This is a genomic window from Mycobacterium sp. 1245111.1 (assembly GCF_001673405.1).
Taxonomy (GTDB): Bacteria; Actinomycetota; Actinomycetes; order Mycobacteriales; family Mycobacteriaceae; genus Mycobacterium.
Window position 1 is genome coordinate 37,371 of the sequence record NZ_LZLV01000020.1, and the last position, 12,961, is coordinate 50,331.

The window sequence follows — 12,961 nt, forward strand, 5'->3', positions numbered from 1 at the left end:
ACCTACTCGGGCAACTGCAGGGTGAGCTCGACCGGACAACACAACTCATCGCGCTGATTGACGATGTCGATCTGGAGTTCGACCAGCCCCAGCGCGGGCTTGGCCACCACGCGGGCTCGGCCCACCATGGTGTCGCCGGCGTAGATCGAACCGGCGAGCCGCATCTTTCGACGGACCACTCGACTCCGCGCGCCGGCCCAGTCGGTTGCGATCCGGTCCGCGAATCCCGCGATGTGCATGGTATTGACGAAAATGGCTGGATGACCTTGCTTTTCGGCGTAGTACGGGTCGAAGTGGACCGGGGTGTAGTCCCAGGTGGAGCCGGAGTTCATCACCACCCGTTGGTAGCTGATCTCGTCGCGCACCTCAGACAATTCCGTGGGCACACGGACGTCCTTCCACCGAATCACGACGTCTCCACGGGAGTGAAGCGGAACAGGGTGTTCCGGTTGGTCGCCACCACCGCGCCATCCTGACGGGTGAACGTGTCCAGGGTTTCGATGAAATGTCCGACGCCGAGCTTGGATCTCTTCTCCGGCGACACCGACACCACTTCTTCGACGATCGTGAGCCGGTCGCCGTCGACGACGGGTAGCGGAAACTCGGCTTCGTTGGCGGCGTTGACGATTGTGGTGCCCGGCAGCGGAACCCGCAGTGCGATCGCCGCAGCCGGCGGCCGCCCGCCCGGTTCCCACGGCAGCGGAATCAGCCAACCCATCAGCAGCGCCGGCGGCGCCAGCAGCCCGCCCCACGTTCGTGTCGCGAAATCGGCGTCCCAATACGATGGATTAGCGTCTTGCACTGTGGCGGCGAACATTTGGATCCGGGCCGCGCTCACCACGGTCCCCGCGGTCCTCGGCTCGGACGCCGCCCCAACCATCCGCAGGGCGTCCTCGTAGGTGCCGAACGCGAGCTGGTAGCTGATCGGAGTCACGCCGATACCGGCACCGAATCCCATTGCAGCTCGCGGGACGTGAAGTACCAGCCGCCGCGTTCGTAGATCAGTTGATCGCAATAGCTTCCGGTCGCACGCAACGTCGAGCCGCCATCACCGGCGGTGAAGAGCAGCGCCACACACCGCTGCGTCGCGTTGACGCCGTCGACGGTGATCTCGTGGTCGACGGTGACCAGCCGGCCGCTGCCACCGTCGAAAGCCTCACGCAGATCGGTGAATTCCGTTCCGCCGCGAGTGAAGCGGGCACCCGAGTGCCGGAACGTCGCGATCCATCCGCCGAGGTCGCCCTCGGAGAAGCAGCGGTTGTGTCGCGCCGTCAGGTTCAGGATCGCGTCGCGCCCGACCGCGCCGTCGAGGACATACTGCTGCTGATAGGTCATGGCCATCTGTTGTTCTCCCTGTCTTACCGACTGACGATGTATCCGTGGGTTTCGCGGTCCCAGGCCGCGGGTCCGACACCTTGTGCGCGAAGGATGTCCTTGCGGATCCGGCCCATGACGTTCTTCGGCAGCTCACCGACGATCTCCACGTATCGCGGTACCGAGAAGTACGGCATCCGTGCACCGCAAAAGTCCAGCAGCTCTGCGTAATCCAGGTCGCTACCGGGTCGCACGGTGACGAACAGCAGGATGTCGTCCTCGCCTAGGTCGCTGGGCACGCCGACCACGGCGGCTTCGAGCACCGCCGGATGCCGCGTCACTACTGTCTCGACTTCGACCGATGAGATGTTCTCTCCTCGGCGCCGCAACGAATCCTTCACCCGGTCGACGTAGGTCAGGTTCTGGTCGCCATCGAGCGCACCGAGGTCGCCGGTGCGAAACCATTCCGGATGCGGCACAACCGCTCGGTCCGCGGGATTCAGGTAGCCCTCGCTCATCACGTGCGGGTAGCGGGGACGGCAGGCGATCTCCCCCACCGTGCCAACCGGGAGCGGCGCGCCATCCGCGTCGACAATCCGCACGTCGAATGCGGGGTTCGGCCGGCCCGACGTTCCGGGCACCCCGTCTTCGGCCACGCCCTTGACCGCGACCGGAAAGGCCTCGGTCATGCCGTACATCGTGACGATCCGGCAGTCGTAACGCTGTTCGATGTCGCGGTAGACCTCGGCGGCGATCGGCGCCGCGGAGATGAAGCGCAGCGGCAACTCCACGTCGCGCGGATCCGGTGGCTGATTCATGAGCATCGAGACCATCGCGCCGGCGCCGACGAAACCCACGGCGCCGCAAGCCCGCACCTCATCCCACACCGTAGCGGGGTGAAAGGCCGACGCCAATACCGTTGTCCCGCCGACCAGCATCGGCGCGAGCACCACGGGCGCGGCGCTGAGATGGAACAGCGGCATCGCCGTCCACAGCGCCTCGCCGGCACCGAACTCCCAGGCCGCGGCGGCGGTGGCGGCGACCGTAAACAGGTAATGCCACGTGGTGGCAACGGCTTTCGACGGCCCGGTCGTGCCGGAGGTGAAGAACAGCGAACCGGTATCAACGATATCGCCAGCATGCTCGGCAACCGCGTCGGCACCGGCGTCCAACGAATGGGCTTGCAGCACAACGCTGGACATACCGGGCAGCCGGTCGGCTACCTCGGCCACCCGCGGCTGGCGTTCGGCATCGGTGACCACCGCTTTCGCCTGCGACAGGCGAAACGCATGTAGTAGGAAGTCGCCCTTGTTGGCGGTGTTCACCGCCGCGGCGACCGCGCCGATGCGAGCCGCGCCCAACCAGAAGTAGACCCATTCCGGACAGGTGCCGGCGAACAATGCGACACCGTCGCCGGGCCCAACACCCAAGTCCCGCAGCGCGAGAGCGGCCGCGCACGAGCGCCGGTGCATCTGCTCGAAGGTCACGTCGATACCGTCGATCGACATCATCACCCGGTCGGGGTGCTGCTCGGCTCGCCGTTCCAGGACCGCCGCGACGCTGAACCGCTCGACGCCGTAATCCCGTGGGCGGATGGGCTTTCCGTCGCATGCGGGTGCCGCCCGAGCCGGCACGCGAGCCATTCGGGCTCCTCTAAACCTTCGACGCCGCGGGGTCCGGATCACCGTTGGCGGTGTAGCCGAAGTCGTCCGGCGCGGCCTCTTCGCCCGGGTAGAAGCGGTGCGCCCAACGCCGTAGCGCGGCATAGTCGTGCGCCTCTTCCGGTGCGAGGTTCGGCTTCTCCAGGTATTTCATGTTCTCCCAGGTGAAGAAGTCCTGTTTGATGACTTCCTGCTGCAGGGCCAGGAATTTGGCGGCCCGACCGGTGGGCACGTCGCCGGTGTCACCGGGTTCGCGCACCGACGCCTGCGTATAGAAGTAGTCGGTGTAATCCTCGTCGACCGGCGTTTGTCCGGTGACCTCGATGGTGGCCACCAGGTCGCTGGGGAACCGAACGATTCCCAGACCCAGCGAGTAGTTGTCGTAGATGATCTTGGCGTCGACCGGACCGTTCGGAGTCAGCCAGGTCTGCGACCGGCCACCGCCGAAGTGGGCGCTGACGGTGGCGTGCAGGTGATAGCCCGCCACCTCGAACGACGTCGTGTTGGCCGGGTTTGCCGCCTTGTGCACGTACTGCACGTGATACGGGTCGGCAGCGTTCTCGATGATCATCTGCGCGTGCACCTTGACCCTGTTCAGCATGCGGCTGTGCGGGTGCAGCGGGTAGTACTCGCCGGTCTCCAACTCGGGCAGCAGCGGCGGCTGCCAGTACGGCGCGCGGCCGTGCCGCTCGTGCCAGACCAAAATGAAGCCGTACCACTCGGTGCTGTGGTACGTGCGGATGCGGACGTTGTTCTTGCATCCGATTTTGCTGTACGGGATCAGTGCGTTGGTGCCGTCGCCGCGCCACTGCCATCCGTGCCACGGGCAGACGATGTTCTCGCCCTCGACGGTGCCACCGACGCCCATGTTGGCTCCGAGGTGCTGGCAGTACGCGTCCATCACGTTGACGTGGCCGGACTCGGTGCGAAACAGCACCATCTCCTCGCCGAAGTAGTGCACGCGCTTGACCTCGCCGGGTGCCAAGTCCGAGGCGAACCCGATGATGAACCACCCGGTGGGGAATCGATACGGCGACAGGCTGATGCCGCTCGGCCCGAATTCACGTTCGGACGGATCGAGCGAGGAGTCCGAGTCCGAAATCGTGTCCGTCATTGGCTACTCCGTTTCCTGGCCGAGCGTCGACTTGTGGTGGCGGAATCGCCTCGAACCGCCCAACAACTCGACGTTGACCTGCCCCCTATTGTTACTATTTTAGTGATTGCACGTCAACTGCTTGCCGATGATGAGGTTGCGCATGACCACCGCCGCCGTCGATCTGTCCGATTTCGCGTTGTGGCGCAACGGCTTTCCCGACGACGTATTCACCGAGCTGCGCCGCGAGCGGCCGCTGTTCCGCCACGGTTTGACGCCGGGCGTCGAGAAAACCGTCAAGCGGGACTTCTGGATGACCACCAAGCATCGTCACGCCGTGCGGCTGCATCGCGACTACGAGTCGTTCACCGCGGTAAACGGCCCGCTTATTCAACCGGCCGACCTGTTTTCGTCGTATCCGACCATCATCACGCTGGATCCCCCGGAACAGAGCAAGCACCGCAAACTCATTTCCAGCGCGTTCACCCCGCGGGCGATCGCCAAGCTCGAGGACGGCATCCGGACCCGGGCGTCGCGGATGATCGACGACCTGCTCGCCCGCGGCGGTGGGGACTGGATCGACGACGTCGCCGACGCGCTACCGATGACGGTGATCGGCGACATCATCGGTATTCCGGAGCGGGATCGGCCGCGCATCTTCGACACCTTCGACCGCATCCTCAAGGCACAGTCCAGCCAGGAGCAGCTCGACAGCGAAGTGTTCGCCTCGATATTCGGCTACGCGATGGAGCTCACCGCCGAAAAGCGACGGAACCCGGCCGACGACATCTGGAGCACGATCGCGTCAGGTGTCATCACCGGCGACGACGGCGAACAATTCAGCTTGGCCACAAACGAACTCGAGTTCTTCTTTTTCGTGCTGGCGTTCGCCGGCAGCGACACCACGAAGAACGCGCTGGCGATCGGATTGCAGGCCTTTGTCGCCAACCCCGAACAGATCGAGCGGTACCGCGAGAATGAGTCGTTGCGGTCCACCGCCGTCGAGGAAGTGCTGCGCTGGGCGTCGCCGGTGGCCTACTGGACGCGCACCACCGCAGTCGACATCGAGATGGACGGCCAACACATCCCGAAGGGCGAGCGGGTGGTGGCGATGCTGCGTTCGGCGAATCGCGACGAGGAGGTGTTCTCGTCGCCGTTCACGTTCGACATTGGCCGCCAACCCAATCCGCACGTGGCCTTCGGCGGCGGCGGCCCGCATCACTGCCTGGGTGCCATGCTGGCCAGGGCGGAACTGCGCGCGGTATTCGACGAGCTGCTGTTGCGCGGTGACGGATTCAGCCTCGGACCCGCTCAGGTGAGCTACCCGAATCTGACCACCAACATGTCGATCTACGACCAGATGCCGATAACGCTGAGCGCTCGCTAGTCGACGATCCGCAGCGCGGCTTTCGGGCACTGGTCGACGGCGGCCGCGACGTCGATCTTCAGATGCTCGGGCACCTCGCCGTCTGCGACGTGCACCACGTCCGACGTGCCGATCACGAAGATGTCCGGCGCCAGCGATTCACAGAATCCGTTTGCCTCACATAATGATTCGTCGACAATTACTCGCATGATGTGCTTCCTTTCATAGGCCTTTGGGCCGCGTGCCGATCACGCCGGCACTGGCGAGTCGCGCCAGATCGTCGTCGGTCTGCCCGCATATCTCGCGCAGCACCTCGCCGTTGTGTTCACCGAGGGTGGGCGGCGGACGCATCAACCAGGCGCGCTGCCCGGCCAGTGGAGCAAACGGTGGACGCGGGTAGCGCCCCGCACCGGTACGGGGGTGGTCAAGCGTTTCCAGGAACCCGCGGCCGTTGAGCTGATCGTTCTCGGTGATCAACGACGGCGATACCACGGGAGCGGCGGGAATACCCACGGCAGCAAGGGAATTCACCGCCTCGTCGAGCTTCTGGCCGGCGAACCAGGCCGCTAGATGCTGGTCGATCTCGTCAGCCTGGGTGCGCCGCCCGTCTACGGTGTCGAAGCGGCCGTCGTCGGCCCACGTCGGCCGGTCCAGCAGGTCGACCAGCGCGTGCCACTGCTCGTCGGTGCGCACGGTGACCGCAATCCAGTCGTCGTCGCCGTCGCAGCGGTAGAGGTTTTGCACGGCCCAGCCGTGTCCACGGTTGCCTCGGCGGCTCAGCGTGACGCCGAATACCTCGGCTTCCATCGGCTGTATCGCGGTGACGTTCAGGACCGTCTCGATCATCGGCAGCTCGACGAGCTGGCCCGTTCCGGTGCGGTCGGCGAAGCACAGCGCGGCCGTCACGGCGAACGCCGCGTGCACGCCGGCCAGCGGGTCGCAGGCTCCGCGCGGCGGGACCGGCGGGCCGTCCGCTGCGCCGGTGACCCATGCCAGCCCGGCAATCTGCTCCATGGTGGGCGCGAAACCGACGCGATCGCGCCACGGGCCGTCTAGCCCGAAGGCCGGCATCCGGGCGACGACCAGTCGCGGGTTGATCGCCAGCAAGGCGTCGGCGGTGAGCCCGAAGTGTTCCATCACCCGCGGGGAGAAGTTCTCGATCACGACGTCGGCGCCGGCGACCAACTGCCCGAACAGGCGACGCCCTTCGTCGGAGCCCAAATCCAGTGTGACGGAACGCTTGTTGGTGTTCATGGCGTGGAACACCCAGCCGTATTCCCACCAGTCGTCGACGTCTTTGCGCATGCCGCCGGAGTACCGGATGCCGTCGGGCCGCTGGATCGACTCGACCTTGATCACGTCGGCGCCGAATGCCGCGAGCAGATGCGTAGCGGCCGGCCCCGCCCAGAATGCCGTCAGATCGACGACGCGAAGGCCGTCGAACGGCAAGCGCGGTCCCGACGGCGGTTCGGCGTATTCACGGGCCGGCCACGGCGCGGTTCCGTCGGCCTCGCCGAGCGCGGGCGCGTCGCGCGGTGACGCCGGAGCGCACTGCGACATCAGCCAGGGCGTGCGGGGCTGATGAAATCCCGCCGGGTTGAGCACGAACACGCCACGCTCGGTGGCGTAGTCGGTGTCGCGGATCGTCGCGCCATTGCCCAGGGCGGCAATCGGCAACCGGAACAGCTGGCCCAGCTCGACGACTTCGGCGACGGTGCGTTCGGCAAGCCACGGCCGAATCCGCTCGCGGATGAACTCGCGGTATTCCCATCGACCGATCTGGAAACTCAGCTGCGGATTCTCGGTCAGCTCCGCGCAGTCGACCATCGCCGCGAAATCCAGCCACTGCTGACCGGTGACCATCGTGATCCCGACGTAGCCGTCCTTCGCCGGCTCGATCGACGGCACCTCGACGGTGCGGGCCACCGGCGGCACGTTCAGCAGATGCGAGTGCAACCACTCGCCGCTTTGCATCAACGTGATCGCTTCCAGCATCGACAGATCCAGGTGTTCGCCGGGTCCGCCGTGCTCGACACGCCGCCGCACGACCAGAGCGCCGAACGCGGCGAACACCCCGCCCATGTACTCGCCCAGGTCGCCGCCGATCGAGATCGGTGGTCCGGCGGGATCGCCGCGGAAGCCGGTTAAACCCGACCATGCCTGCAGGGTGAACTCGCTGGCGGCGCGGTCGGCGTAGGGCCCGGTCCAGCCGAAGTCGGAGATCGTGACGACCACCGCCCGCGGATAGTCGGCGAGCAGACGCTCCGGATCGATGCCCCAGTCGGCCGCCTGCGACCGCGTCGCGGTCACCACGATGATGTCGGCGCCGGCCAACTCTGCGTCGAGGTCGGCATCCGACCAGGTCAGACTGCGCTTGCCGGCATTGAGATAACTGAACAGCGGCGAATCGGCGCCGTCGGCGACGGTCGACCCGCTGGCGGTGTAGCGCCGCAGCCAATCCCCTTGCGCCGGTTCGATTTTCCGGATGTCAGCTCCGGCGTCGACCAAGAGCTTTCCGCAGTAGCTGCCTGCTATGCGGTCGCTGATCTCGACGACACGGACGTCTTCCAGTGGTGTCGGTCGGCTGCCTTGCCCGTCGCTCAACCTGTATCCGTCTGTGCTCGTCGGGATGTTGTCTATGTCATCTTAGTAAAGTTGCCAGCCCCGGCGTGCCCCCGTTTGGGACGGCTGGATTGACCTGCGCGGCTATTATGCCATTACTGCTAAGATTGCAGTAAATGGAGTTCGCGGGCGCAGCGGCCGCGTCTCCGGCCGTGAGTTCCGCTGCTGGAATCAGATGACTGCGCTGGGAATTGGCCCAGAGGCCCGGCGCCGACTGTCGGCGCCGCGCATCGCCGAGATCGTCGCCGACGAGTTGCGGCGCCAGATCATCGACGGCGAACTGGCCGACGGCGATTTGCTGCCGCGCCAGGAAGTGCTCGTCGAGCAGTTCAACGTCAGCCTGGTCTCGCTGCGAGAAGCGTTGCGAATCCTGGAAACCGAAGGGCTGGTCTCGGTTCGGCGCGGAAACCGCGGCGGCGCCATCGTGCATGCCCCGGCCAAGACCAGCGCCGCCTACATGTTGGGCTTGGTGCTGCAGAGCGAGTCGGTTGTCGTCGCCGACCTCGGCAGCGCGCTGCTGGAACTCGAACCCGCTTGCGCCGCACTGGCAGCCCAGCGTGCCGACCGCGCCGACACCATCGTGGCCGAGCTCAAAGAGATCAACGACGCAATGGAAACCCATCTGGAAGACGGACCGGAATTCACCGAAATCGGCCGCAGATTCCACGACGCGATCGTGCACGGCTGCGGCAACAAAACCATCATCGCCGTCGTCGGCACCCTCGAGACGCTGTGGACCAGCCACGAACAGCAGTGGGCCGACGAGAGCGCGGCGAAGGGCACCTACCCGTCGCTGACCAAGCGTCGCGCCGTGCTCAGCACCCACATCAAGATGGCCGAGATGATCGAGGCGGGCGACGTCGACCGGGCGCGTCGCGTTGCGGCCCGCCATCTTTCCGACACCCAGAGCCACGTGCTTGCCGCCGGACCTGACCAACGGATCTACGCGCTGTCGCCGCAGGCGTTGTCCCGCCCACGGGATAACCGCCATCTCTAGAACCGCCCTGGTCACCGGTGGAAGCGGCGGCATCGGCAAGGCCTGCGCCGCCAAACTGTGCGAACTCGGTTACGACGTAATGCTTTCCGCACGTCGGGAGGACCCGTTGCGCGCCGCGGCCGACGAGATCGGCGCCCGCTACATCGTCGCCGACGCCTCCGATCCCGACGGTTTCGCGGCGGCCATCGACCCACTGGACACCATCGATCTCGTCGTGCACGCCGCGGGAGCACTCGGCGGAACCTACGCGCGCAAGCAGACATTCGAGCAGTGGCAGGCAATCATCTCGGCGAACCTGGACTCCTGCTTCGTGCTGACCTCGGCCACGCTGCCCAAGATGCGCGCCGGCTCCCGCTTCGTGTTCATCTCGTCGTCCGCATCCTATGAGCCGATGATGGGCCGCACCGCCTACTCCGCGTCCAAGGCCGGGATGAACGCGTTCGCCCGCGCGCTGGCTCTCGAGGTCGATCGCGACGGCATTGCCGTCCACATTGTGACGCCGGGACCGGTGGAAACCGAGATGCTGCAGGATGTTCCATTCGAGATGCAGGCCATTCAGGTTTCCGATGTCGCCGACGCCGTTGCCTGGCTCGACACCGTGGACCCGTCGGTGGATCTACCGGAGATCCGGTTGACCGCGGTGCGGCGCGGGCCCTACGCCCGGGTGCCGGTGGTACCCGAGGAGGTCCATCGTCGCGCCGCTAGCGCGAAAAAGTCGTGATCACCGTTTCGCCGAATTCGTCCAGCGATTCCGGCGCGGCGAAATCGGAGAACCAGACGTAGAAGCGCTCGACGCCTTGACCGGACAAATGCCGGAAGTGTCCGGACAATTCGTCGGCATCGCCACAAATCAGGCCCGACCCTAGATTGCCGAACCGCTTGGCGCTCACCTCACGCACCTTGGCCGGATCGCTGTCCTTGCGGATGAATCCGACCATCTGCTGAATCGACACCCGGGCAGACCCGGCGGCGGGAGCCAACTCTGCGAGTCGGTCGATGTGATTGGCCGGGATGTTCCACCAATCCGCATGTCTACGAACGAGTTCCATCATCCGCCGTCCCGTCCCACCCAGAATCAACGGTATGTGACGAGTCGGTAGCGGCGACTGACTCTCGCCGGCGTCGCCACCTCGTCCCCAGTATCGATTCATCAGGTCCAGGTTTTGTTCGAGCTGTTTGACCCGGGCCAGCGGATCTTGTTGACCGACATTGAATCTCGCAAGCTCGGCAGGCCACGACCCCGAGCCGAGCCCGAGTTCGAACCTGCCGTCGGAGGCTTCCGACAGCGTGACGGCCTGCTTGGCCAGCACCGCCGGGTGGCGGAACGCGTCACAGAGCACCAGATGGCCGATCCTCAACCGCTCGGTCTTGGCGGCCACCCAGGTCGCGACGCCCATTGCCTCCCAAATGCTTTCGTCGCGAAGCCCCGGCGCCTCGAGGTGGTCGATGAACGCGATCCCGGTGAACCCGCTGGCCTCGGCATGGCGGGCCCGTTCCACGATGTCGGCGACCGGCACCCGCACCTGCGGCAGGAACAAGTACCACTCCGGCATAACCGCACCACCTATTCGGATCACACAGCTGCTTCGCCACAGCGATTGAGTTTGTCGCGCTAGTTTACTATTTTTACTATGTTAGAGGCCTTATGGACGTCGGACTGAATTCCGGACAATTGGCGCTGCGCGACAGCGTGCGTGACGTCATGCGCACCGAATCCCCGCCCGCGACCGCGCGACAGGCCATGACAGACCCGCAGCGGTGGCGCACGGTGTGGAAGACCGTTGTCGACCTCGGCTGGACCGAACTCGCCCAGCCCGACGACGACAGCCCGTTCGGCCGGATGGATCTCGCCGTGGTCCTCGAGGAGTGCGGGTCGGCGCTGGCACCCGTGCCGCTGCTGTCCAGCGTGGGCCTGGCGGCGGGTCTACTACGGGTGGCTGGTCCCGGTGCGACCGATGTGTTGACCGACATCGGTGCCGGCGTGGTCGCCGCGCTGGCCGTGCAACCACCTGGCCACCGGCTGCCGGGTGTTCCGATGACGCTGGCGGGCGGCCGTGTGCGGGGCCACGCGATCGCGGTGCCCGGCCTCCCCCGCGCCGAACTGGTCGTCACGCTGGCGTCGTCACCCGACGGTCCCGTCGCCGCCGTCGTCCGCGTCGGCGACGGCGTCACGTCGCAGGACGCCGAATCCACCGATCCCGTCCAACCCGCCGGCGAGGTCGACATCGACGCCGAACCCATTGCGATCGCCCCGGTCGACCTGGAGTCGGCGTTGGCAACGCCGTTGCTCGCGGTGGCCGCCGACCTGGTCGGCGTCGCGACCGCCGCGCTGGGCCGCTCGGTCGAACACGCGAAATCACGGCATCAGTTCGGCAAGCCGATCGGCGCATTCCAGGGCATCAAGCACGCGTTGGCCGACAACTATGTGGCGTTGGAGCGCGCCCGCGGCCTGACCTATGCCGCCGCTGCGCGCCTCGACGACCCGGCGACCACACCCGCCGAGGGCTGGAGCGCCGCCGCGCTGGCCAAGGCGGCGGCCGGTGAGGCAGCGGTCGGTTGCGCGCGCACTGCGGTTCAAGTGCACGGTGCGTTGGCCCAGACCTGGGAACACGACATGCACTTGTACCTGCGGCACGCCTGGCAGGGGGCCTCGACCTTGGGCGACGGCCGCGCGCTGTACCACGCGGTGGGACGCCGCTTCGCCGGGAGCACCCGATGACGCGCTACGACGATGCAGAGCGCAGCGATGAGGTGGGGGCACCTCCCGCTTGCGGGGGAGAGTGGCGCTCATGAGTCGTGAGTTGACGGCCGAATACGCGGCGTGGTTGACCGACTTCCTGCCCGGCGACTACTACGAGCGCTACCGCGAATACCGCTGGGACGTCCCGCTTCGCCGCGATCATCAACGGGCCGCCTTCGAGGCCGGCTGGTTGCAGCCGACCTGGCCACGCGAACATGGCGGCCGATCGCTGGGTCTGGCCGAGGCGATGGAAATCCGACTCGAGGCGGCGACGCGGTCGGCCCCGAAGCTGCCCAACGTCGCCGGGCCGGGCGTCGCGGCGCCGGGGCTGCGGCAATTCGGCACCCCCGAGCAGATCGACCGGCTGCTCGTCCCGCTGCTGCGCGGCGACGAGTGGTGGGCGCTGGGCATGTCCGAGCCCGAAGCGGGATCCGACTTCGCCGGGCTGCGTACCCGCGCGGTCCGCGAAGGCGATATGTTCCGCGTCAAGGGCAGAAAGATCTGGACCACCCAGGCACACCTGTCGCGGTGGTGCACCTTGTACGCCCGCACGGACCCCGATGCACCCAAGCACCGCGGAATCTCCTGCTTCATCCTCGATCTCGAATCACCCGGGCTGACCATCGAACCCATCCGGATGGCATCCATTTCCGACGAAACCTTCTGCGAGGTCATTCTCGACGATGTCGAGATCCCCGCCGACAGCCTGCTCGGCGACCTCAACGGCGGATGGCAGGTGGCGATGTCGTCGCTGAACCATGAGCGGCAAATGATTTGGATCATGAACTGGGTGGAGATCCAGCGCGGCCTCACCGCGGTCAGGGATTCGCAGGCCACCCACGACGATTTCGCCGCCGGCGAGGTGTTCGCCGAACTCGGCTCGCTGCTCGCCGACGCCGAAGCCCTGCGGGCCAACGGCTACCGCGCATTGAACAACGAGCTGGCCGGGCTGCCGAGCCCGGAGGCCGACACTCTCAAGCTCCTCGGTTCGGTTACTCTGCAACGAGTTTGGGAGCTTGCCGCGGCGGCGGCCGGGCCCCGTTCGATCGACGACGCCGACCTACTTTTCGAACGCCAGGACGCGCTCGCCGCGACCATCTACGGCGGCACATCTGAGGTACAGCGCAACATCATCGCCGAGCGCCTGCTCGGACTGCCGAAGGGATGA

General features: G+C 66.3%; 13 protein-coding genes. 5 read left to right on the forward strand and 8 right to left on the reverse strand.

The annotated features are described in order from the left end of the window. Positions 1 to 2: 2 nt before the first annotated feature. From A5658_RS03945 to A5658_RS03965, 5 genes are read right to left on the reverse strand one after another with little or no spacing between them, the layout of a single operon-like run. On the reverse strand, positions 3 to 407 hold the full coding sequence (locus A5658_RS03945; RefSeq protein ID WP_231997206.1) for a MaoC/PaaZ C-terminal domain-containing protein: 405 nt from the start codon (positions 405 to 407) through the stop codon (positions 3 to 5). Beyond that, entirely contained in the window at positions 407 to 958 is a 552-nt protein-coding gene (locus A5658_RS03950) for a MaoC family dehydratase N-terminal domain-containing protein (RefSeq protein ID WP_067331383.1), read from the reverse strand. Before A5658_RS03950 ends, A5658_RS03945 begins: the two co-directional genes overlap by 1 nt. Then, positions 931 to 1,341: a nuclear transport factor 2 family protein gene (locus A5658_RS03955; protein WP_067331385.1), complete on the reverse strand. Its 411-nt coding sequence runs from the start codon at positions 1,339 to 1,341 to the stop codon at positions 931 to 933. The genes A5658_RS03950 and A5658_RS03955 overlap by 28 nt, the downstream gene beginning before the upstream one ends. Before the next feature lie 17 nt (positions 1,342 to 1,358). Then, a complete protein-coding gene (locus A5658_RS03960; RefSeq protein WP_067331387.1) occupies positions 1,359 to 2,957 on the reverse strand; it encodes an AMP-binding protein in 1,599 nt (532 codons plus the stop codon). A 10-nt stretch (positions 2,958 to 2,967) separates the two neighbouring features. After that, complete coding sequence (locus tag A5658_RS03965; protein ID WP_067331389.1) at positions 2,968 to 4,089, reverse strand: aromatic ring-hydroxylating dioxygenase subunit alpha; 1,122 nt, start codon at positions 4,087 to 4,089, stop codon at positions 2,968 to 2,970. Between the two features lie 142 nt (positions 4,090 to 4,231). Here A5658_RS03965 and A5658_RS03970 point away from each other — a divergent pair, with 142 nt between their 5' ends. Beyond that, complete coding sequence (locus A5658_RS03970; protein ID WP_067331392.1) at positions 4,232 to 5,455, forward strand: cytochrome P450; 1,224 nt, start codon at positions 4,232 to 4,234, stop codon at positions 5,453 to 5,455. Here A5658_RS03970 and A5658_RS03975 read toward each other — a convergent pair. Beyond that, the gene (locus A5658_RS03975; RefSeq protein ID WP_067331394.1) at positions 5,452 to 5,643 is read right to left on the reverse strand and encodes a ferredoxin; all 192 of its coding nucleotides are present in this window, start codon (positions 5,641 to 5,643) and stop codon (positions 5,452 to 5,454) included. The genes A5658_RS03970 and A5658_RS03975 overlap by 4 nt on opposite strands. A 13-nt stretch (positions 5,644 to 5,656) precedes the next feature. Next, positions 5,657 to 8,038: a CoA transferase gene (locus A5658_RS03980; RefSeq protein WP_082992934.1), complete on the reverse strand. Its 2,382-nt coding sequence runs from the start codon at positions 8,036 to 8,038 to the stop codon at positions 5,657 to 5,659. A 193-nt stretch (positions 8,039 to 8,231) separates the two neighbouring features. Here A5658_RS03980 and A5658_RS03985 point away from each other — a divergent pair, with 193 nt between their 5' ends. Both A5658_RS03985 and A5658_RS03990 read left to right on the forward strand, forming a co-directional pair. Beyond that, positions 8,232 to 9,053, forward strand: coding sequence for a FadR/GntR family transcriptional regulator (locus A5658_RS03985; RefSeq protein ID WP_067331398.1), 822 nt, complete (start codon positions 8,232 to 8,234; stop codon positions 9,051 to 9,053). After that, on the forward strand, positions 9,046 to 9,774 hold the full coding sequence (locus A5658_RS03990) for an SDR family oxidoreductase (RefSeq protein ID WP_067331608.1): 729 nt from the start codon (positions 9,046 to 9,048) through the stop codon (positions 9,772 to 9,774). The genes A5658_RS03985 and A5658_RS03990 overlap by 8 nt, the downstream gene beginning before the upstream one ends. Here the strand turns inward: A5658_RS03990 and A5658_RS03995 are convergent. Further along, positions 9,755 to 10,606 (reverse strand): LLM class flavin-dependent oxidoreductase, encoded by an 852-nt coding sequence (locus A5658_RS03995; RefSeq protein ID WP_067331401.1) that lies wholly within the window; start codon positions 10,604 to 10,606, stop codon positions 9,755 to 9,757. The two genes, A5658_RS03990 and A5658_RS03995, sit on opposite strands and share 20 nt — an antisense overlap. A 92-nt stretch (positions 10,607 to 10,698) precedes the next feature. On the opposite strand from A5658_RS03995, the gene A5658_RS04000 reads away from it, so the two are divergent. Both A5658_RS04000 and A5658_RS04005 read left to right on the forward strand, forming a co-directional pair. Continuing rightward, a complete protein-coding gene (locus A5658_RS04000) occupies positions 10,699 to 11,772 on the forward strand; it encodes an acyl-CoA dehydrogenase family protein (protein WP_067331403.1) in 1,074 nt (357 codons plus the stop codon). A 70-nt stretch (positions 11,773 to 11,842) separates the two neighbouring features. Then, positions 11,843 to 12,961, forward strand: coding sequence for an acyl-CoA dehydrogenase family protein (locus tag A5658_RS04005; protein WP_067331609.1), 1,119 nt, complete (start codon positions 11,843 to 11,845; stop codon positions 12,959 to 12,961).

What these genes read in the sequence shown, in the direction of transcription:
- A5658_RS03995 (WP_067331401.1), bottom strand. Translation starts at nt 10,606, where the DNA reads ATGCCGGAGTGGTACTTGTTCCTGCCGCAGGTGCGGGTGCCGGTCGCC.
- A5658_RS03960 (WP_067331387.1), bottom strand. Translation starts at nt 2,957, where the DNA reads ATGGCTCGCGTGCCGGCTCGGGCGGCACCCGCATGCGACGGAAAGCCC.
- A5658_RS03955 (WP_067331385.1), bottom strand. Translation starts at nt 1,341, where the DNA reads ATGGCCATGACCTATCAGCAGCAGTATGTCCTCGACGGCGCGGTCGGG.
- A5658_RS03970 (WP_067331392.1), top strand. Translation starts at nt 4,232, where the DNA reads ATGACCACCGCCGCCGTCGATCTGTCCGATTTCGCGTTGTGGCGCAAC.
- A5658_RS04000 (WP_067331403.1), top strand. Translation starts at nt 10,699, where the DNA reads ATGGACGTCGGACTGAATTCCGGACAATTGGCGCTGCGCGACAGCGTG.
- A5658_RS03965 (WP_067331389.1), bottom strand. Translation starts at nt 4,089, where the DNA reads ATGACGGACACGATTTCGGACTCGGACTCCTCGCTCGATCCGTCCGAA.
- A5658_RS03975 (WP_067331394.1), bottom strand. Translation starts at nt 5,643, where the DNA reads ATGCGAGTAATTGTCGACGAATCATTATGTGAGGCAAACGGATTCTGT.
- A5658_RS03950 (WP_067331383.1), bottom strand. Translation starts at nt 958, where the DNA reads ATGGGATTCGGTGCCGGTATCGGCGTGACTCCGATCAGCTACCAGCTC.
- A5658_RS04005 (WP_067331609.1), top strand. Translation starts at nt 11,843, where the DNA reads ATGAGTCGTGAGTTGACGGCCGAATACGCGGCGTGGTTGACCGACTTC.
- A5658_RS03985 (WP_067331398.1), top strand. Translation starts at nt 8,232, where the DNA reads ATGACTGCGCTGGGAATTGGCCCAGAGGCCCGGCGCCGACTGTCGGCG.